The sequence below is a fragment of the Stutzerimonas nosocomialis genome (assembly GCF_005876855.1).
Taxonomy (GTDB): domain Bacteria; phylum Pseudomonadota; class Gammaproteobacteria; order Pseudomonadales; family Pseudomonadaceae; genus Stutzerimonas; species Stutzerimonas nosocomialis.
Genome location: NZ_QLAE01000021.1, coordinates 19,977 through 38,621, shown reverse-complemented (window position 1 = coordinate 38,621; position 18,645 = coordinate 19,977). Strand labels below are relative to the sequence as shown.

The 18,645-nt window shown below is 66.4% G+C and carries 16 protein-coding genes and 1 pseudogene; 10 read left to right on the top strand and 7 right to left on the bottom strand.

Annotation, left to right across the window (positions count from 1 at the left end; all coding sequences use genetic code 11):
- Nucleotides 1-240: 240 nt before the first annotated feature.
- The 8 genes from DN824_RS13995 to xylB all read left to right on the top strand — a co-directional run bounded on the left by DN824_RS13995 (nucleotide 241) and on the right by xylB (nucleotide 9,820).
- Complete coding sequence (locus DN824_RS13995; protein WP_138409016.1) at nucleotides 241-1,209, top strand: carbohydrate kinase family protein; 969 nt, start codon at nucleotides 241-243, stop codon at nucleotides 1,207-1,209.
- A 43-nt stretch (nucleotides 1,210-1,252) separates the two neighbouring features.
- Nucleotides 1,253-2,158 carry an AraC family transcriptional regulator gene (locus DN824_RS13990; RefSeq protein ID WP_138409015.1) on the top strand — a complete coding sequence of 302 codons (906 nt, stop codon included), beginning with the start codon at nucleotides 1,253-1,255 and terminating at the stop codon, nucleotides 2,156-2,158.
- Nucleotides 2,159-2,398: 240 nt separating this feature from the next.
- Nucleotides 2,399-3,703, top strand: a complete 1,305-nt coding sequence (locus DN824_RS13985; protein ID WP_138409014.1) for an ABC transporter substrate-binding protein — start codon at nucleotides 2,399-2,401, stop codon at nucleotides 3,701-3,703.
- 86 nt (nucleotides 3,704-3,789) lie between these two features.
- Nucleotides 3,790-4,725, top strand: a complete 936-nt coding sequence (locus DN824_RS13980) for a carbohydrate ABC transporter permease (protein WP_138409013.1) — start codon at nucleotides 3,790-3,792, stop codon at nucleotides 4,723-4,725.
- A gap of 10 nt (nucleotides 4,726-4,735) precedes the next feature.
- The gene (locus DN824_RS13975) at nucleotides 4,736-5,569 is read left to right on the top strand and encodes a carbohydrate ABC transporter permease (RefSeq protein ID WP_138409012.1); all 834 of its coding nucleotides are present in this window, start codon (nucleotides 4,736-4,738) and stop codon (nucleotides 5,567-5,569) included.
- 71 nt (nucleotides 5,570-5,640) lie between these two features.
- Nucleotides 5,641-6,744: an ABC transporter ATP-binding protein gene (locus DN824_RS13970; RefSeq protein WP_138409011.1), complete on the top strand. Its 1,104-nt coding sequence runs from the start codon at nucleotides 5,641-5,643 to the stop codon at nucleotides 6,742-6,744.
- A gap of 98 nt (nucleotides 6,745-6,842) precedes the next feature.
- Complete coding sequence (locus DN824_RS13965) at nucleotides 6,843-8,318, top strand: mannitol dehydrogenase family protein (protein ID WP_138409010.1); 1,476 nt, start codon at nucleotides 6,843-6,845, stop codon at nucleotides 8,316-8,318.
- Between the two features lie 14 nt (nucleotides 8,319-8,332).
- The gene (gene xylB, locus DN824_RS13960; RefSeq protein ID WP_138409009.1) at nucleotides 8,333-9,820 is read left to right on the top strand and encodes a xylulokinase; all 1,488 of its coding nucleotides are present in this window, start codon (nucleotides 8,333-8,335) and stop codon (nucleotides 9,818-9,820) included.
- 74 nt (nucleotides 9,821-9,894) lie between these two features.
- On the opposite strand, the gene DN824_RS13955 is transcribed toward xylB, so the two are convergent.
- On the bottom strand, nucleotides 9,895-11,121 hold the full coding sequence (locus DN824_RS13955) for an acyl-CoA dehydrogenase (RefSeq protein WP_138409008.1): 1,227 nt from the start codon (nucleotides 11,119-11,121) through the stop codon (nucleotides 9,895-9,897).
- 141 nt (nucleotides 11,122-11,262) lie between these two features.
- Between DN824_RS13955 and DN824_RS13950 the strand changes: the two genes are divergently transcribed.
- Nucleotides 11,263-12,180 carry a LysR family transcriptional regulator gene (locus DN824_RS13950; RefSeq protein WP_138409007.1) on the top strand — a complete coding sequence of 306 codons (918 nt, stop codon included), beginning with the start codon at nucleotides 11,263-11,265 and terminating at the stop codon, nucleotides 12,178-12,180.
- A 14-nt stretch (nucleotides 12,181-12,194) separates the two neighbouring features.
- On the opposite strand, the gene gntR is transcribed toward DN824_RS13950, so the two are convergent.
- The 4 genes from gntR to DN824_RS13930 form a co-directional block, all read right to left on the bottom strand.
- A complete protein-coding gene (gene gntR / locus DN824_RS13945) occupies nucleotides 12,195-13,214 on the bottom strand; it encodes an HTH-type transcriptional regulator GntR (RefSeq protein ID WP_138409006.1) in 1,020 nt (339 codons plus the stop codon).
- A gap of 71 nt (nucleotides 13,215-13,285) precedes the next feature.
- The gene (locus tag DN824_RS13940) at nucleotides 13,286-14,302 is read right to left on the bottom strand and encodes a TRAP transporter substrate-binding protein (RefSeq protein ID WP_138409005.1); all 1,017 of its coding nucleotides are present in this window, start codon (nucleotides 14,300-14,302) and stop codon (nucleotides 13,286-13,288) included.
- Nucleotides 14,303-14,390: 88 nt separating this feature from the next.
- Nucleotides 14,391-15,668, bottom strand: coding sequence for a TRAP transporter large permease (locus DN824_RS13935; protein WP_138409004.1), 1,278 nt, complete (start codon nucleotides 15,666-15,668; stop codon nucleotides 14,391-14,393).
- 34 nt (nucleotides 15,669-15,702) lie between these two features.
- Entirely contained in the window at nucleotides 15,703-16,794 is a 1,092-nt protein-coding gene (locus DN824_RS13930) for a gluconokinase, GntK/IdnK-type (protein WP_138409052.1), read from the bottom strand.
- A 222-nt stretch (nucleotides 16,795-17,016) separates the two neighbouring features.
- On the opposite strand from DN824_RS13930, the gene DN824_RS13925 reads away from it, so the two are divergent.
- On the top strand, nucleotides 17,017-17,295 hold the full coding sequence (locus DN824_RS13925; RefSeq protein ID WP_138409003.1) for a peptidylprolyl isomerase: 279 nt from the start codon (nucleotides 17,017-17,019) through the stop codon (nucleotides 17,293-17,295).
- Between the two features lie 6 nt (nucleotides 17,296-17,301).
- Here DN824_RS13925 and zapE read toward each other — a convergent pair.
- Together zapE and DN824_RS13915 are read right to left on the bottom strand one after the other, a co-directional pair.
- Nucleotides 17,302-17,553, bottom strand: a pseudogene (zapE, locus tag DN824_RS13920) (AFG1/ZapE family ATPase); the annotation flags it as partial.
- Nucleotides 17,554-17,602: 49 nt separating this feature from the next.
- Nucleotides 17,603-18,535, bottom strand: coding sequence for a LysR family transcriptional regulator (locus tag DN824_RS13915; RefSeq protein ID WP_138409002.1), 933 nt, complete (start codon nucleotides 18,533-18,535; stop codon nucleotides 17,603-17,605).
- Nucleotides 18,536-18,645: the final 110 nt, after the last annotated feature.

The window sequence follows — 18,645 nt, the reverse complement described above, 5'->3', positions numbered from 1 at the left end:
CCCCGCAAAATCAGGAATATTCCTTGTTTTTCAATGATATAATGGAATTTCTAGAAAAACTCTAGATAAAGCGTGCTTTCCTTTATTTTCAATGAGTTAGAGGCGATTCCTGACTTCAATTCGAAGTCTTTAGCCCTGTGCTCATGACAAGAACGTATCACTGCCACAGCCGTTTCGTACTGTTGTCCGGGCGATGCCCGGACTAAGCTCCCCGCACCTATCGCGGATGGAAGCACCTGCATGTACCTGGTCTGTGGCGAAGCCCTGTTCGACGTCTTTGCCGGCGCAGCCGCGCCGGAGCGCTGCAATCGTCTGACTCTCGAAGCCGTCGCCGGCGGTTCGCCGTTCAACGTCGCGATCGGCCTGAGCCGCCTTGGCGTTCCCGTCGCCTTCCTCGCCGGCCTTTCCAACGATCCGCTGGGTCGACAGCTGCGCCAGGTCCTGACGCAGGAGCAGGTCGACGCGCGCTACCTGATCGAGTTCGACGCGCCCACCACGCTGGCGATGGTCGCGGTCGGGTCCGACGGTTCGCCGCAATACAGCTTCCGCGGCGAAGGCTGCGCCGACCGCCTGCTGCGCGAAGAGCACCTGCCGGCGCTGGACGAACGAATCCGGGGTATTCATATCGGTTCCTTTTCGCTGGTCGTGCAACCGGTCGCCGATACGATTTCGTCACTGGTGGCGCGCGAATGTGGCCAGCGGCTGATTTCCCTGGACCCCAACGTGCGACTGAACGTGGAACCGAGCCTGGCGATCTGGCGGGAGCGCATCGAGCACCTGGCCAGGCAGGCCCATCTGATCAAGGTCAGCCTCGAGGATCTCGAGGTGCTCTACCCCGACCGCAACCCGGAGGACGTCGCCCGCAGCTGGCTCACCGACCATTGCCAGCTGGTCGTACTCACCCGCGGCGCCGATGGCGCCCAGGCCTTCAGCCGTGGCGTCGGCATGCTGCACGGCCCGGCGCGTCCGGTGCAGTTACGCGACACCGTGGGCGCCGGCGACACCTTCCAGGCGGCCATGCTGGCCTTCCTGCACGAACGCCGGCTCGACCGTCCCGACGCGCTCGCCGGGCTCGATCGCGAAACGCTCGTGCAGATGCTCGCCTTCGCCATGGAAGCCGCGGCGATCACCTGCTCGCGCACCGGTCCCGACCTGCCCTACCGCCGCGAACTTGCCGTCCTGGAGCAGCCGCCTGGAAATCAGGGGTAAAAGCGCTATACCCTCTGCGGATTGGGCTCATGACAGCGGCGCCATGAAAAGCACAAGAACGACCGATCCGTCCTACGAGCTGATGGACGACCACAACGGCAACTCCCTGATCTACCGGGAGCATGGCTTCCCCTGCCCGCTGGTGCGCTGGCACAACCACAAGGAATACGAGCTGCACCTGATCGTGGCCAGCTCCGGCAAGGTGTTCATCGGCGACTACGTCGGCAACTTCGGGCCCGACAGCCTGTTCCTCACCGGCCCGCACCTGCCCCACAACTGGATCAGCCAGGTCGAGGATGGCGAGGTCGTGCACACGCGCGACATGCTGGTGAACTTCACCGACGAGCTGTTCGAGGCCGGCAACGGCGTCTTCTCGGAACTGCGGCAGCTCGCCCCGATGTTCGAGCGCGCGCGCTACGGCATCGAGTTCCGCTGCCCGCGCACCATCCGCCAGGCACGCGAGCTGATGCAGCAGGTCGCCGACAGCGAGGGCGTCACCCGCCTGGGCTATTTCCTGATCATGCTCGAGCTGCTGGCCCGCTGTGACGACTACCAGTTGCTCTCCGGCGCCACCTCGGCGCAGCTGGGCGACGAACACCATGCCGACCGCACCAACCTCGCGGTGAACTACATCTTCGAGCACTACATGCGCGACCTGCCGCTCGAAGAGGTCGCCGCCCACCTGGGCATGAAGCCCACCTACTTCTCGCGCTTTTTCAAGCGCGCGACCGGGCGCTGCTTCGTCGAGTTCGTCAACAGCCTGCGCATCAGCAAGTCCTGCGAGTTGCTGGTGGAAAGCGACAAGCCGGTCACCGACGTCTGCTTCGAGTCGGGCTTCAACAACCTCTCGAACTTCAATCGCCGCTTCCAGCAGCTCAAGGGGATGACGCCCTCACGCTACCGGCGCCTGGCGATGGTGCGCATGACCGAGCAGAACCTCGCCGTCTGATACGCAAATCCCGCCAAAAAACCGTACGCCCGCTTCGCCCACCGACACAGGCCGGGCTCAGGCGGGAGAGCCAATTTGCTGACGAGTGCAAAAAAGTACCAATTGATGTGTATTCACGGCTTTGTTGCCGTGCGTCGGCAGCGTTGTAATGGCCTGCGAGAGGGCCGCGTTCATCGCGCGGCATCCACAACAACAATAAAAACTTCCGACGCCCACGTCGGCGTGGAAGAGGAGTCCGACATGCATATCGGCAAAACTCTTGTTGGCACCGCCTGCCTGGTCCTGGCCAGCGCAGCGTCGGCAGAAACCCTGACCATCGCCACCGTCAACAACGCTGACATGATCCGCATGCAGCGCCTCTCCAAGACCTTCGAACAGCATCATCCCGACATCAACCTCAACTGGGTGGTGCTCGAGGAAAACGTGCTGCGCCAGCGCCTGACCACCGATATCGCCACCCAGGGCGGCCAGTTCGACGTGCTGACCATCGGCATGTACGAAGCCTCGCTGTGGGGCGCCAAGGGTTGGCTCGAAGCCATGACGGACCTGCCCGAGGGCTACGATCTCGACGACGTCTTCCCCTCCGTGCGCGAGGGTCTGTCGGTGGACGGCACCCTGTACGCGCTGCCGTTCTATGCCGAAAGCTCGATGACCTACTACCGAACCGACCTGTTCGAGGCCGCGGGCCTGCAGATGCCCGAGCGCCCGACCTGGACGCAGATGGCCGAGTTCGCCCAGAAGCTCCACCAGCCCGGCAAGGACCAGTACGGCATCTGCCTGCGCGGCAAGGCCGGCTGGGGCGAGAACATGGCGCTGGTGACCACGGTCGCGAATGCCTTCGGCGCGCGCTGGTTCGACGAGAAATGGCAGCCCGAATTCACCGGCGAGGAATGGACCCGGGCGGCGAACTTCTACGTCGACACCCTGCGCAACTACGGCCCGCCCGGCGCGTCGAGCAACGGCTTCAACGAGAATCTCGCGCTGTTCAACAGCGGCAAGTGCGCCATGTGGGTCGACGCCACCGTGGCCGGCTCGTTCGTCACCGATGCCTCCCAGAGCCGCGTCGCCGACCAGGTCGGCTTCACCTTCGCGCCCCACGAGACCACCGAGAAGGGCTCGGCGTGGCTGTATTCCTGGGCGCTGGCGATCCCCACCAGCTCCAAGAGCAAGGACTCGGCCAAGACCTTCACCGCCTGGGCGACTTCCAGGGAATACGCCGAACTGGTCGCCGAGACCGATGGCGTGGCCAACGTGCCGCCAGGCACCCGTGAATCGACCTACAACGACGAGTACATGACGGCCGCGCCCTTCGCCCGCGTGACGCTGGAATCGCTCAAGCAGGCCGATCCGGCCGACCCGTCGGCCAAGCCGGTGCCCTACGTCGGCATCCAGCTGGTCACCATTCCCGAGTTCCAGGCCATCGGTACGCAGGTCGGCAAGATGTTCGCCGCGGCGCTGACCGGGCAGATGCCCGTCGAGCAGATGCTCAACGCCGTGCAGCAGTCGACGACGCGGGAAATGAAACGCGCCGGCTACCCGAAATAAGCCACCCCACTCGCTGATGGACATGCGCATGGCCGGATCGCCTCGATCCGGTCCGCTGCGCGCCGCTGTCCCCGGAGCACAGCCTGATGACTAGCACCACGACTCTCGATACCGAGCGGGCCGACGCCCACCAGGACCGGCCCTCGTCCCGGCGTCGCCTCAAGCCCGGCTGGTTTCTGGTCAGCCCGTCGGTGGCGTTGCTGCTGCTGTGGATGATCGTGCCCCTGGGGATGACGGTGTACTTCTCCGTCATCCGCTACAACCTGCTCTATCCCGGCGACAACGATTTCGTCGGCCTGGAGAACTTCGAGTACTTCCTGACCGACGCCGGCTTCATGCCCGGCATGCTCAACACCCTGATCCTGGTCGGCAGCGTGCTGCTGATCAGCGTCGTGCTCGGCGTGCTGATCTCGGCCCTGCTCGAAGCGGCCGATTTCCCCGGGCGGGGCATCACCCGGGTGCTGCTGATCTCGCCGTTCTTCATCATGCCGACGGTGAGCGCGCTGGTCTGGAAGAACCTGATCTACCACCCGGTCTCGGGCATCCTCGCCGCGGTCTGGCGCTTCTTCGGCGCGCAGCCGGTGGACTGGCTGGCCCAGCACCCGCTGCTGTCGATCGTGATCATCGTCTCCTGGCAGTGGCTGCCCTTCGCCATCCTGATCCTGATGACCGCCATGCAGTCGCTCGACCAGGAGCAGAAGGAAGCCGCCCGCCTCGACGGCGCCGGGCCCATCGCCATCTTCTGGCACCTGACGCTGCCCCACCTGGCGCGGCCGATCGCGGTGGTGGTGATGATCGAGACGATCTTCCTGCTCTCGGTGTTCGCCGAGATCTTCACCACCACCAGCGGGGGGCCGGGCTACGCCTCCACCAACCTCGCCTACCTGATCTACAACCAGGCGCTGCTGCAGTTCGACGTCGGCATGGCATCGGCCGGCGGCCTGATCGCGGTGGTCATCGCCAACATCGCGGCGATCATCCTGGTGCGGATGCTCGGCAAGAACCTCACCGAAAAATACTGAGGCCGGACTCATGCTGACGCTCAAACAAAGCCGCCGACTGAACACCACGCTGGTCGGCATCGCGGCCTGGACGGTGGCGCTGCTGCTGTTCTTCCCGATCTTCTGGATGCTGCTGACGAGCCTGAAGACCGAGATCGACGCCTTCGCCACGCCGCCGCAGTTCATCTTCACCCCGACGCTGGAAAACTACCTGCACATCCAGGACCGCAGCGGTTACTTCAAGTACGCCTGGAACTCGGTGACCATCTCCTTCGGCGCCACCGCGCTGGGCATGCTGATCGCCATTCCCGCGGCCTACTCCATGGCCTTCTTCGAGACCAAGCGCACCAAGGGCACCCTGCTCTGGATGCTCTCGACCAAGATGCTGCCGCCGGTGGGCGTACTGGTGCCGATCTACCTGCTGGCCAAGCAGTTCGGCCTGCTCGACAGCCGCAGCGTGCTGATCGTGATCTACACGCTGATCAACCTGCCGATCATGGTCTGGATGATCTACACCTACTTCAAGGACATCCCCCGCGACATCCTCGAAGCGGCGCGGATGGACGGCGCCAGCATCTTCCAGGAAATGACCCGCGTGCTGCTGCCGATCAGCAAGGGCGGCCTGGCCTCGACCGTCCTGCTGTCGCTGATCCTGTGCTGGAACGAGGCCTTCTGGTCGCTCAACCTGACCTCGGCCAACGCGGCGCCGCTGACGGCGCTGATCGCCTCCTACTCCAGCCCCGAGGGATTGTTCTGGGCCAAGCTCTCGGCCGTTTCCACCCTCGCCTGCGCCCCCATTCTCGTCTTCGGCTGGATCAGCCAGAAGCAGCTGGTGCGCGGCCTTTCCTTCGGTGCCGTGAAATGAGCGGCCGCCCGATCACTCCATCGCTCGCGGCAGGCGCCGCGCGTCACGACGCTCTCTGAAGAGGAACTCCCATGGCAGACCTCAGGATTCACAACCTCAAGAAGGGCTTCGATGGCCACGAGATCATCAAGGGCATCGACCTGGACATCCGCGACCGCGAGTTCGTGGTCTTCGTCGGGCCTTCGGGCTGCGGCAAGTCGACCCTGCTGCGGCTGATCGCGGGCCTGGAGGAAGTCAGCAGCGGCCGCATCGAGCTCGACGGCCGCGACATCACCGACCTGAGCCCGGCCAAGCGGGACCTGGCGATGGTGTTCCAGACCTACGCGCTCTACCCGCACATGACGGTGCGCAAGAACATGTCGTTCGCCCTGGATCTCGCCGGCGCCGACAAGCAGCAGGTGTCGCGCAAGATCGAAGAGGCGGCGCGGATTCTCGAACTCGAACCGCTGCTCGAACGCAAGCCACGCCAGCTCTCCGGCGGCCAGCGCCAGCGCGTCGCCATCGGCCGCGCCATCGTGCGCAACCCGAAGATCTTCCTCTTCGACGAGCCCCTGTCGAACCTCGACGCCGCCCTGCGCGTGCAGATGCGCCTGGAGCTGGCGCGCCTGCACAAGGAACTGCAGGCGACCATGATCTACGTGACCCATGACCAGGTCGAAGCCATGACCCTCGCCGACAAGGTGGTCGTGCTCAATGGCGGGCGCATCGAGCAGGTCGGCTCGCCGATGGAGCTCTACCACCACCCGGCCAACCTGTTCGTGGCCGGCTTTCTCGGCACGCCGAAGATGGGCTTTCTCAAGGGCCGGGTCAGCCGTATCGAGGCAACCGGTTGCGAGGTCGAGCTCGATGCCCAGTGCCGCCTGTTCCTGCCGGTCGATGGCGGTGCGCTCAGCGTCGGTGCCCCGGTCACCCTCGGCATCCGCCCCGAACACCTGAACCGTGGCAGCGAAGGCCAGTGCCAGCTGCAGGTCAAGACCGACGTCAGCGAGCGCCTGGGCAGCGACACCTATTGCCACGTGGTCACCCGCTCGGGCGAGGCGCTGACGATGCGCATCCGCGGCGATTTCACCCCGCGCTACGGCGAGCAGCTGAACCTGACCCTCGAAGCCACTCACTGCCACCTGTTCGACGAACGGGGCCAGGCGATCGGCCTGCCGCTCGAGCAGGCCGCCTGAGTCCGGGCCGCCGCGGCGGCCGCCATTTCGTGGACCCGTTGCCCGGCCGCGCCTGGGCAGCGGCGCTGCAACGCCCCCTCATGCCAGCGAGACCGATCATGAAGTTGAACCAGAACAACCTGCCGAACCTGGGCGCCCACGTGCGCCAGCCGACCTATCGCCTGGACAGCGTGACCGCCGGCATCGCCCACATCGGCGTGGGCGGCTTCCACCGGGCCCACCAGGCGGTCTACACCGAAGCGCTGATGAACGAGGGCGAGGGCCTGGACTGGGGCATCTGCGGCATCGGCACGCGCCCTGAAGAGCGCGCCATGCGCGACGCGCTGGCCGGCCAGGACTACCTCTACACCCTGGTCGAACTCGACGACCATCCGGACACCAAGGTGCAGGTGATGGGGGCGATCCGCGACATGCTGCTGGTCGAGGACGGTTCCGCCGCCGTGATCGCCCGGCTGGCCGACCCGGCCATTCGCATCGTCTCCCTGACCATCACCGAAGGCGGCTACTGCATGGACGACAGCACCGGCGAGTTCAACGCCGGGCTGCCCCTGATCCAGCACGACCTGATGAACCGCGACGAGCCGATCAGCGTGTTCGGCCTGATCTGCGCCGCCCTCGCCGCGCGCCGGCGCGCCGGCGTCGCGCCCTTCACCCTGATGTCCTGCGATAACCTGCCGCACAACGGCGAGGTCACGCGCAAGGCGCTGATCGCCTTCGCCACCCTGCTCGATCCGCAGCTGGCCGACTGGATCGCCGAGCACGTGAGCTTCCCCAACGCCATGGTCGACCGCATCACACCGATGACCAGCACCCAGCATCGCCTCGACCTGCATGACGAACACGGCATCGACGACGCCTGGCCGGTGGTCTGCGAACCCTTCCTGCAATGGGTTCTGGAAGACAAGTTCGTCAACGGCCGCCCGGCCTGGGAAAAGGTCGGCGTGCAGTTCACCGACGACGTCACGCCTTATGAGGAGATGAAGATCAAGCTGCTCAACGGCAGCCACCTGGCCCTGACCTACCTCGGCTGGCTGCGCGGCTACCGTTTCGTCCACGAGACCATGGCCGATCCGCTGTTCGTCGGCTACATCCGCGCCTACATGGACCTGGACGTGACGCCGCAACTGGCCGCGGTTCCGGGCATCGACCTGACCGCGTACAAGAACACCCTCATCAAGCGCTTCTCCAACCAGGCGATTGCCGACCAGCTCGAGCGCGTCTGCTCGGACGGTTCGTCGAAGTTTCCCAAGTTCACCATCCCGACCATCAACCGCCTGATCGCCGACCACGCCCAGCTCGATCGCGCGGCCCTGGTCGTGGCCGCCTGGGCGCTCTATCTGCGGGGCGTGGACGAGCTGGGCAACCGCTACCGGATTCCCGACCCGCGTGCGGATTTCTGCCAGGCACTGGTCGACCAGGACGAAGGCCTCGCCCAGCGCCTGCTCGGCCGCGAAGAGATCTTCGGCCCGCACCTGATCCGCTCCGCCGCCTTCGTCGAAGCCTTCGAGCGCGGCCTGCAACGCTTGCGCAGCCTGGGCGTCAAGGGCACCCTCGAGCTGTTGCTCACCTACTGAACAGGAGGTCGCTCATGTACCTCGGCATCGACTGCGGCACCCAGGGCACCAAGGCGATCCTGCTCGATGCCGAAACCGGGCAGGTGCTGGGCGAAGGCTCGGCTGCGCACCAGTTGATCAGCGGGCCCAACGGGCGCCGCGAGCAGGAGGTCACGCAATGGACCGATGCCTTCGAGCGAGCCACCCGCATGGCGCTCGCCCAGGCCGGTCGCCCGGGTCGGGATGTGCTCGGCATCGGCATTTCCGGTCAGCAGCACGGGCTCGTCGCGCTGGATGCCGCCGGCGAGGTGCTGCGTCCGGCCAAGCTCTGGTGCGATACCGAATCGACGCCCGAGAACGATGAGCTGCTGGCATTGCTGGGCGGGCAGCAAGGCGCCCTGCAGCGGCTCGGGGTCGCCATCGCGCCGGGCTACACGCTGTCCAAGCTGCTCTGGACGCAGCGCCATCACGCCGCGCTGTTCGAGCGCATCGCTCACATCCTGCTGCCCCACGACTACCTCAACTACTGGCTCACCGGGCGCTGCTGCACCGAATACGGTGACGCCTCCGGCAGCGGCTACTTCGACGTGCGCACCCGCCAATGGGACCTGCCGCTGCTGCGCCAGATCGACCCCAGCGGACGCCTCGAGCGGGCCTTGCCCGAGCTGATAGAACCGCACGCACCGGTCGGCACGCTGCGCCCCGGGATCGCCGAACGGCTGGGGCTGAACCCGCGGGCGCTGGTCTCCAGCGGTGGTGGCGACAACATGATGGGGGCGATCGGCACCGGCAACATCGCGCCGGGCATGATCACCATGAGCCTCGGCACCTCGGGCACGCTCTACGCCTACACCGACCGGCCAGCGGTGAGCCGCCACCCGGAAGTGGCCGCGTTCTGCTCGTCCTCGGGCGGCTGGCTGTCGCTGATCTGCACCATGAACCTGACCAACGCCAACGCCGTGGTGCGCGAGCTGCTGCAACTGGATCTGGAGGGCTTCGGCACGCTGGCCGCCCAGGCGCCGATCGGTGCCGAAGGCATCAGCATGCTGCCCTTTCTCAACGGCGAGCGGGTACCGCCGCTGCCGAACGCCACCGGCACCCTGCTCGGCCTGACCGCCGACAACCTGACCCGCGCCAACCTCTGCCGCGCCGTGCTCGAAGGCACCACCTTCGGCCTGCGCTTCGGCCTGGACCTGCTGCACGACAACGGGATCGACAGCGACAGCATCCGCCTGATCGGCGGCGGCGCGAAAAGCCCGCTCTGGCGCCAGCTGGTGGCCGACAGCATGGCGATGCCGGTGATCTGCACCGAGCACAGCGAAGCGGCCGCCCTGGGAGGCGCGATACAGGCGGCCTGGTGCCTGGCCCGTCAGGACGACCCGACGGCCAGCCTCGCCGACATCTGCGAGCGCTGCGTGCGGCTGGACGCGAGCAGCGCGGTGCAGCCGATCCAGGACAACGTGCCGCTCTACGACGAGGCCTATCGTCGCTATCGGCGCCATATCGAAGCGTTGCACGGCTGAGGCCTCGCCGCCGCCCGGCCTGGCGTGATGCAAAAGGCCCTCTTACGCGGGCCTTTTTATGTGCTGTCGCTCGATCAGTGACTGCGCAACAGCTCGCGTGGCACGTACTTGCCGAGCTCCAGCTTGGCGATCGAGGCGCGGTGCACTTCGTCCGGGCCGTCGGCCAGACGCAGGGTGCGCTGCGCCGCATACCAGTGGGCCAGCGGGAAGTCCTCGGACACACCGGCACCGCCGTGGATCTGGATGGCGCGGTCGATCACCTTCAGCGCGACGTTCGGCGCCACGACCTTGATCTGGGCGATCTCGCTGGCCGCGATCTTGTTGCCCACCGTATCCATCATGTAGGCCGCATTGAGCGTCAGCATGCGCGCCATGTTGATCTCGATCCGCGACTCGGCGATGTGGTCGAGGTTGGCGCCCAGGCGCGCCAGCGGCTTGCCGAAAGCGGTGCGGCTGACCGAGCGCTCGCACATCAGCTTCAGGGCGCGCTCGGCGACCCCCACCGAACGCATGCAGTGGTGGATACGGCCCGGTCCCAGGCGACCCTGGGCGATCTCGAACCCGCGGCCCTCGCCCAGCAGCACGTTCTCGTACGGCACCCGCACGTTCTCCAGCAGCACTTCGGCGTGGCCATGGGGCGCATCGTCGTAACCGAACACCGGTAGCGGGCGGAGTACCTTCAGGCCGGGCGCATCCATCGGCACCAGGATCATCGAGTGCTGCTGGTGGCGCGGCGCATCCGGATTGGTCAGGCCCATGAAGATCATCACCTTGCAGCGCGGGTCGCAGGCACCGGAGGTCCACCACTTGCGGCCGTTGATCACCCACTCGTCGCCCTCGCGCACGGCACGGGCCTGCATGTTGGTCGCGTCGGAGGACGCCACCGCCGGCTCGGTCATGCCGAAGGCCGAACGGATCTCGCCGCGCAGCAGGGGCTCGAGCCACTGTTTCTTCTGCGCCTCGCTGCCGTAGCGCACCAGGACTTCCATGTTGCCGGTGTCCGGCGCCGAGCAGTTGAAGGCTTCGGAGCCCAGCCCCGAGCTGCCCATGATTTCGGCCAGCGGCGCGTATTCGAGGTTGGTGAGCCCGAATCCGAGTTCGGAATCGGGCAGGAAGAGGTTCCACAGTCCCTCGGCCTTCGCCTTCGCCTTGAGTTCTTCGACTATCGCGGTGGGCTGCCAGCGATCGCCTTCGGCGACCTGCTGGTAGAAGATCTTTTCGGCCGGATAGACATGCGCATCCATGAACGCCTGGACGCGCTCTCGCAGCTCTTGAACCTTGGGGGAGTAGGCGAAATCCATGGGGATACCTTCTGCGGGTGGGTGTTGTGGCAGGAATGCTAGTTGAGGGACTTTGATTTATCTAAGCTATTTTCGGTGTGTATTAACATTCATCACCGATATATGATCGCGAAAACAAATAGAAGCGGAGCACATACGGAAATGAATCTGAACAAGGTCGATCTCAATCTGTTCATCGTGTTCGATGCCATCTATACCGAGGCGAATCTGACCCGTGCCGGGCAGATCGTCGGCATCACCCAGCCCGCGGTTTCCAACGCCCTGGCCCGCCTGCGCGAGACCTTCAACGACCCGCTGTTCGTGCGCACCGCGCAAGGCATGGTGCCCACACCCATGGCCCAGAACATCATCGGCCCGGTGCGCAACGCACTGCAGCTGCTGCGGGTGTCGGTCCAGGAAAGCCGCACCTTCAACCCGCTGCAGGCCAACAAGACCTTCCGCATCAGCATGACCGACCTCACCGAGGCGGTGGTCCTGCCGCCCCTGTTCCAGCGGCTGCGCCGGCTTGCGCCGAACGTGAAGATCGAAAGCATGCTGGCCAAGCGCCGCGAGACCACCAAGGAACTGGCCGCCGGGCGGCTGGATTTCGCCATGGACGCGCCCCTCAATACCGATCCGCAGGTCCGCCACGTCAAGCTGCTGGAGGACCGCTACGTCTGCGCCATGCGCCGCGGGCATCCGCTGGCCAAGGAACGCCTGAGCCTGGAGGAGTATCTGTCGCTGTCGCACATCCACATCTCCAGCCGCCGCAGCGGCCTGGGCATGGTCGACCTGGCGCTGGGCAAGATGGGCCAGCAGCGCAAGATCGCCCTGCGCTCGCAGCACTACATGATGGCGACCCAGGTCATCCAGCAGACCGACATGGCGGTGACCGTGCCGGAGCGCTTCGCCCGCCGCCACGACCTGCATCAGGCGCCGCTGCCGGTGGACATCCCGACGCTGGAAACCCACATCTACTGGCACGAGAGCACGGACCAGGACCCGGCCAACCGCTGGATGCGCGAACAGATGATCGAGATCGCCCAGCAGGTCACCGCCCAGGCAAGCCGGGCCGAGTGAGCGGGCGCAGCGCCTCAGGCGCTGTCACGCATCACCACCTCGAAACCCACGTCGATGCGCCGCTGCGGCGGCTGCTCGCCGCGCATCAGGCTGAGCAGCATCTGCCCGGCCAGCTCCCCTATCCGCCCGCGCGTGGTGCGTACGGTGGTCAGCGCCGGATGCATCCAGGCCGCCGCCGGCAGATCGTTGAAACCGGCGATGGCCAGGCGCTGCGGCACTTCGAGCGCCAGCTGACGCGCGCGAAACAGCGCGCCGAGCGCCAGGTCGTCGTTGTTGAAGAACACCGCATCGATTTCGGGATGGCGGGCCAGCAACTGGTCGAGCAGCTCGGCGCCCAGGCCAATGGACGACACCGCGGGGGTCAGCAGCTCCAGCGCCGGTTCGTGGCGCCCGGCCTCGCGCATCGCCTGGCGATAACCTTCGGCGCGCTGCAGGGTTCGCGGGTCCAGCTGGGCGGCGGCGAAGGCGATGTGCCGGTAACCGCGCTGCAGCAGGTGGCGCGTCATCTGCGCGCCGGCGTCGAACTGCGAGAACCCGACGCAATAGTCTTCCTCGGCGTCGCTGAGCTCCATCAGGGTCACGATGGGACTGTCGTAGCTGCCGAGCACCTCGCGCGCCGCGTCGCTGCGCTCGAAACCGGTCACCAGCAGCCCGGCCGGCTGATGCGCCAGATAGGCCCGCAGCAGCCGCTCGTCTTCTTCGGGACGGTAATGGCTCACCCCGATCATCAGCTCGTAGCCGGCAGGCATCAGCACCCGCTGGATCGCCTCCACGGTGTCGACGAAGACCGCGTTGGACAGCGACGGGATGATCACCGCGACCAGGTTGGAACGGGCGCTGGCCAGGCTGCGGGCCGCGGGGTGCGGCACGTAGCCCAGCGCCCGCACCGCCTCCATGACCCGCTCGCGCAGGGCATCGGATACCCGTTCGGGTTGCGACAGCGCCCGCGATGCGGACATCAGCGAACAGCCGGCGCTCTTGGCGACATCGGACAGGGTGGCTCGCTCCGGCGAGCGGCGGCGACGAGAACTCATGACGGATCCGGAAACTGGGGAGGCGCGATTCTACCGTTTGGCAGGCGCCTCCGAAGAGGCGCCCGACAGCCTTACTGCGGTGCCTTTGCGATTTCGGCCTGGACCTGATCGAACAATGGCTGCCCCACCGTGTCGATCACCGTCTGGATCGCCGGCTTGGCTTTCTCGCGCATCCGCGCCACCTCTTCGGGGGTGACCTCGTTGATCTGCATGCCGTGCTCCCTGATCGCTGCCAGCGCCTCGCGGGCTTCGGCGCGGGTGTCCTCACGCTCGGCATCGCGGGCCTTCACGGCCGCCTGCATGATGATCTCCTGCTCGGTCTTGGACAGGCCGTCCCACCAGCGCTTGGACGCGGTCACGATCCAGGGGCTGTAGACGTGGTTGGTCACGCTCAGGTACTTCTGCACCTCGTAGAACTTGGACGACAGGATGGTGTTGTAGGGATTTTCCTGGCCATCGACCGCCTTGGTCTCCAGCGCGGTGAACAGCTCGGAGAACGGCAGCGGCACGGCGTTGGCGCCCATCTGGCGGAAGGTGTCGATGAACACCGGGTTGGGCATCACCCGCAGCTTCACGCCGTTGAAATCTTCCATCTTCTCGATCGGGCGGACGTTGTTGGTCAGGTTGCGAAAGCCGTTCTCCCAATACACCAGCCCGACCATGCCCTTGGCTTCCAGCGCGTCCATCACCTGCCGCCCTACCGGGCCGTCGAGCACATGGTCGGCCTGCTTCTCGTTGATGAACAGGAACGGCGTGTCCCACACGGCCATTTCCTTGGCGATGCCCACCAGCGTCGCGGTCGAACCCACCATCATTTCCTGGGCGCCGCCGATCAGCGCGTTCTGCATCTGGTCGTCCGAACCGAGGCTGGCCGAGGCGAAGGTGCGCATCTTCAGCTTGCCGCCCGAGGCCTTGGCGACCTCCTCGGCGAGCAGCTTGGCCGCGCGTCCCTGGTTGCTGTCTTCATTGAGGCCGTAGCCGAAGCGGATCATCCGTGGGCGGATGTCGTCAGCCGCCTGGGCGCTGACGGCAACGAGGGAGCCACCGAAGGTGGCGGCCGCCAGGGCGGCGATGAGCAAGCTTTTCATGACACGTACCTTTTGTTGTTGTGGGAAGAATCATTCCTCGCCGTGGCGAGGGCCTGGCCCGTCGAATCGCGGGCCAGGCAGGTGGTGCTCAGCGAAGCCAGGCCAGCGGCGCGGTGATGATCGACGGCGCGGCGATCAGCAGCACGACGATGACCATGTAGATCAGGAAGAACGGGACCACCCCGCGCACCAGCGTCTCCATGCGCAGCCGGCCAATGCCGCCCACCACGTTGAGCACCGTGCCCACCGGCGGCGTGATCAGGCCGATCGAGCCGATCAGCACGAACATCACGCCGAAATAGACCGGGTCGATGCCCGCCTTGATGGCGATCGGCGCGAGCACCGGGCCCAGGATCAGGATGGTCGGGGTCAGGTCGAGCACCATGCCGACGGCGATCATCAGCAGCATGATGGCGACCATCAGCAGCTTGGGATTCTCGGCCAGCGGGCCGAGCATCACGGCAATCTCGTCGGGCAGCTGCGCCAGGGTGATCATGTAGGCCGACACGGTAGCCGCGGCGCAGAGGAACATCACCGAGGCGGTGGTCCGGCTGGCGCGGGTCAGCACCTCCACCAGCCCCGCCCAGTTAAGCTCGCGATACAGCAGCGTGGACACGGCCAGCGCATAGACCGCCGCCACCACCGCCGCTTCGGTCGGGGTGAACAGCCCGCCGCGCAGCCCGCCGACGATGATCACCGGAAGCATCAGCGCCGCCGCGCCGTCCACCAGCACCTTGCGGCGCACCGCCGCGCTGGCCTTTTCCTGCTTCGGCTCGTCGATCTTGCGGGCGATGATGGTCCAGGCCACCACCAGCCCCATGCCCATGATCAGCCCCGGCACCATCCCGGCGAGGAACAGCTGGCTGATCGAGGTATTGGTCACCACGCCATAGATGACGAAGGGCATCGACGGCGGAATGATCGGCGCGATGATGCCGCCCGCCGACACCAGCCCCGAAGACGAGCTCAGCGGGTAGCCTCGCTCGCGCATCATCGGCAGCAGCAACGTCGCCAGCGCGGCGGTGTCGGCCAGGGCCGAGCCGGACATGCTCGCCAGGAGCACCGAGGCGGCGATGGCGACGTAGCCCAGGCCACCGCGCTTGTGGCCGAAATAGGCCTGCGCCATGGCGATGATGCGGCGTGAAATCCCGCCGGCGTTCATCAGCTCGCCGGCCAGGATGAAGAAAGGCACGGCCAGCAGCGGGAAGCTGTCGGCGCCGGCCTGCAGGTTCTGGGCGAGCAGTTGCACGTCCCAGAAATCGAGGTACCACATCAGCACCGCGCCGGTGAGGATCAGCGCGAAGGCGATCGGCATGCCGAAGGCCATGAAGCCGAGCAGCGAAGAGAGAAAAACCACGACGGTCATGTTCGAACCTCGGTGGGCAGTGCCCGTCTTGTTATCAGTCGGCGGTGACGTTGGCGGCGGCCGGTGGCGGCGGTGCGGCGGCACGCCGCCAGACGTTGACCAGCTGCACCAGCGCCAGGATCGCCAGCGCCACCATGCTCGCCAGAATCGGCAGCGTGGCCAGGGCCAGCGGGTACCCCACCACCGGGCTGTTGATGGTCCAGCCGAACTGCATCTGGTTCCATCCACCCATGGCCGCCAGCAGGCTGGCGGCGGCGACCAGCACCCAGCTGAGGCTGTCGACCACACGTTGCAGGGCATGCGGGAAGCGATCGCGCAGCATGCCGAAGCTCATCAGCTCGCCTCGGCGCATGCTCGACGCGACGCCGACGAACACCAGCCAGACGAACGCCAGCCGGGACAGCTCCTCGGCGCCGGTCCAGCCCGTGCCGAAGGCATAGCGGAGCACCACGCTGCTGAACACCACGATGACCATGAAGGCCATCAGCGCCGCCATCAGCCAATCGGTAAGGCGATCGAAACCCTGGGCCAGCATCCCGGTGTAGATCGGCTCGCGGGTCAAGGGAGGCGCATGGCGGGGCGAGGTGTTAGCGCTACCAACCGGGCGCGCGGAAAGATCCACCCGCTCCTCGATGCCCGCCCCCGGTGTCTGCCCGACCCAGGCGAGCACCTCGGCCACCACCCGCTCGCGTGGCTGGCAGGCATCCACCACCAGCACGCCCTGTTCTCCGGCGGGCGATTCGAGGGTGGCGAACTGGCTGTCGACCAGGGAAATGGGCATGAAATGACCGGCCCGCCCGCCAACCCGCTCGACCGCCGTGTCGTAGTCGACCTCCAGATGGGCGAAGCACAGCGATGGCACCGCGTCACGGAGCAGGTCGCGGTAGCGACGCTTGAGGGCCGAGCAGGCGAGCACGAAGCCGACGCCGTCATCGACCGCGCGTCGCATCTCGACCGTCAGCCGCTGCAGCCACTCGATGCGGTCGGCGTCGGACAGCGGCGTGCCGGCGCGCATGCGCTGGACGTTGTCTTCGGGATGGAAATGATCGGCTTCGATGTGACGATAACCCAGGGCCTGGGCGATGGCGTGGCTGGTCTCGGTCTTGCCCGATCCGCTGACGCCCATTACCACCAGTGTTCTGCAGAACGCGGAACGCGAGGGTTGAAAGGAGGAATCCACTGACGACTCTCCGGCAACATCGAGTGTTGCATTTTGTGTTTGTTTGTCTCGATGGTAGCGCTACCAAACGCAAATGACAAACCACCTTTTCATCCCCTCGCCGGCGCCGGAGCTGCGAAACCCACCTGGCCCCGTCTACAATCGGGTCCGCGTTCGAGGAGTACCGCAATGCCCAAAGCCATGGCCCGCCACATTCTGGTCAAGACCGAAGCCGAAGCCGCGCAGCTGAAGAAGCGCCTGGCCAACGGCGAGGCCTTCGACGTCCTGGCGCGCAAACACTCCACCTGCCCGTCCGGAAAGAAAGGCGGCGACCTCGGCGAGGTCCGCCCCGGCCAGATGGTGCGCAGCATCGACCAGGTGATCTTCAAGAAGCCGCTGCGCGAGATTCACGGGCCGGTGAAGAGCCAGTTCGGCTATCACCTGGTGCAGGTCTTCTACCGCGAGTGACGGCCTTCAGCGAACGCCGAAGCGCTGCAGCTGCATCTCGCGCAGGCGGCTCGCGGTGCGGCGAAAGGCGAACGACAGATAGCCGTCCGCATAAAGCGCCTCGAGCGGCACCTCGGCCTCGAGGTAGAGCGGCACACGGCGGTCGTAGCACTCGTCGACCAGGGCGATGAAGCGCCGGACGCCGTCATCCCGCGGGGCGAGCCGCGGCAACTCCCGGTCGCCGGTCGCCACCTGCACGACCGCATCCGAAGTCGCCCTCGTCGAGGGCCTGCCGGTAACGCCCGAGCGGCGAGTCGTGGATCATCGTCTACGGGCGCAACAGCGCGATGTCAGCGGGCCGCTCGACGGCCAGCAGGGACTGCGCCTGGGCGACGATCTGCTCGAGCAGCGCCTTCTGCGCCGGCACCGGCTGTTCGTGGGCGCGGGTCAGCGCATAGACCGGTACGGCGATGGCCGGCTCGAGCAGGCGCGCCTGGACGCCACCGCCATCGCCCGACAACGCGGTGAGCGGGTCGACCAGCGCCACCCCCTGCCCCGACGCCACCAACTGGCGAGCCAGCTGGTAGGTCTGCACCCAGGTATGGATGCGCGGCGGCGGGTCTAGCTCCTCCAGATGCCCGCGCAGCAGGCCGCCCAGCGCGTCCCGGGTATCCAGGCCGATCAGTGGCACGCCCGCCAGGGCCTGCAGCCTGAGCGGCGTCGACAACTCGCGCTCCGGCCACCAGCCGGGCGGCGCGATCACCCGCATCCGGCCCTCGGTCAGCAGCCGGGTGCTCAGCCCGGGATGCTCCACCGCCTGCAGCGTCAACCCCAGGTCGGCCTCGCGCAGAAGCAGCGCCTCGACGATTTCCGCGGTGTGCTGGGTGGCGAGCTGGCACGGCGTGTGAGGATAACGCTCGCGCCAGGCGCGCATTGCCCGGGGCAGCAGCGCCTGGGCCAGCGCCGGGGTGCAGATCAGGCGCAGGGTGCACTCTTCGCCGCGACCGAGGTTGTCCGCCAGCCGCCGCAGGTTCTGCAGGTCGATCGCCAGGCGTTCGGTCTGCTGCTGCAGGACACGCGCCTCGGCGGTGGGCTGGAGCTTGCCGCGCACCCGGTCGAACAGCGCGAAGCCCAGCTGCTGCTCGGCGTGCTTGAGGATCTTGCTCGCCGCCGGCTGGGAGATGTGCAGCAGCTCGGCCGCCGCCGTAAGGCTGCCGGTTTGCAGAATCGCCTGGAACAGCTCGATATGACGCAGACGCATGCCACTGCCCTCCTTCGGTCGGCCGAGCATAACCCTGGGTTATGGGCGGCCTCCATCCTTTCATTGGCCGCTTCGCTGGCCGACGGCCTAGGCTCATCGGAACGGACACG

Coding starts and splice junctions, on each gene's coding strand:
- DN824_RS13990 (WP_138409015.1), top strand. CDS start 1,253: ATGAAAAGCACAAGAACGACCGATCCGTCCTACGAGCTGATGGACGAC.
- DN824_RS13975 (WP_138409012.1), top strand. CDS start 4,736: ATGCTGACGCTCAAACAAAGCCGCCGACTGAACACCACGCTGGTCGGC.
- DN824_RS13970 (WP_138409011.1), top strand. CDS start 5,641: ATGGCAGACCTCAGGATTCACAACCTCAAGAAGGGCTTCGATGGCCAC.
- DN824_RS13915 (WP_138409002.1), bottom strand. CDS start 18,535: ATGCGTCTGCGTCATATCGAGCTGTTCCAGGCGATTCTGCAAACCGGC.
- DN824_RS13980 (WP_138409013.1), top strand. CDS start 3,790: ATGACTAGCACCACGACTCTCGATACCGAGCGGGCCGACGCCCACCAG.
- DN824_RS13985 (WP_138409014.1), top strand. CDS start 2,399: ATGCATATCGGCAAAACTCTTGTTGGCACCGCCTGCCTGGTCCTGGCC.
- gntR (WP_138409006.1), bottom strand. CDS start 13,214: ATGAGTTCTCGTCGCCGCCGCTCGCCGGAGCGAGCCACCCTGTCCGAT.
- DN824_RS13935 (WP_138409004.1), bottom strand. CDS start 15,668: ATGACCGTCGTGGTTTTTCTCTCTTCGCTGCTCGGCTTCATGGCCTTC.
- DN824_RS13940 (WP_138409005.1), bottom strand. CDS start 14,302: ATGAAAAGCTTGCTCATCGCCGCCCTGGCGGCCGCCACCTTCGGTGGC.
- DN824_RS13995 (WP_138409016.1), top strand. CDS start 241: ATGTACCTGGTCTGTGGCGAAGCCCTGTTCGACGTCTTTGCCGGCGCA.
- DN824_RS13925 (WP_138409003.1), top strand. CDS start 17,017: ATGCCCAAAGCCATGGCCCGCCACATTCTGGTCAAGACCGAAGCCGAA.
- DN824_RS13965 (WP_138409010.1), top strand. CDS start 6,843: ATGAAGTTGAACCAGAACAACCTGCCGAACCTGGGCGCCCACGTGCGC.
- DN824_RS13955 (WP_138409008.1), bottom strand. CDS start 11,121: ATGGATTTCGCCTACTCCCCCAAGGTTCAAGAGCTGCGAGAGCGCGTC.
- DN824_RS13950 (WP_138409007.1), top strand. CDS start 11,263: ATGAATCTGAACAAGGTCGATCTCAATCTGTTCATCGTGTTCGATGCC.
- DN824_RS13930 (WP_138409052.1), bottom strand. CDS start 16,794: ATGGGCGTCAGCGGATCGGGCAAGACCGAGACCAGCCACGCCATCGCC.
- xylB (WP_138409009.1), top strand. CDS start 8,333: ATGTACCTCGGCATCGACTGCGGCACCCAGGGCACCAAGGCGATCCTG.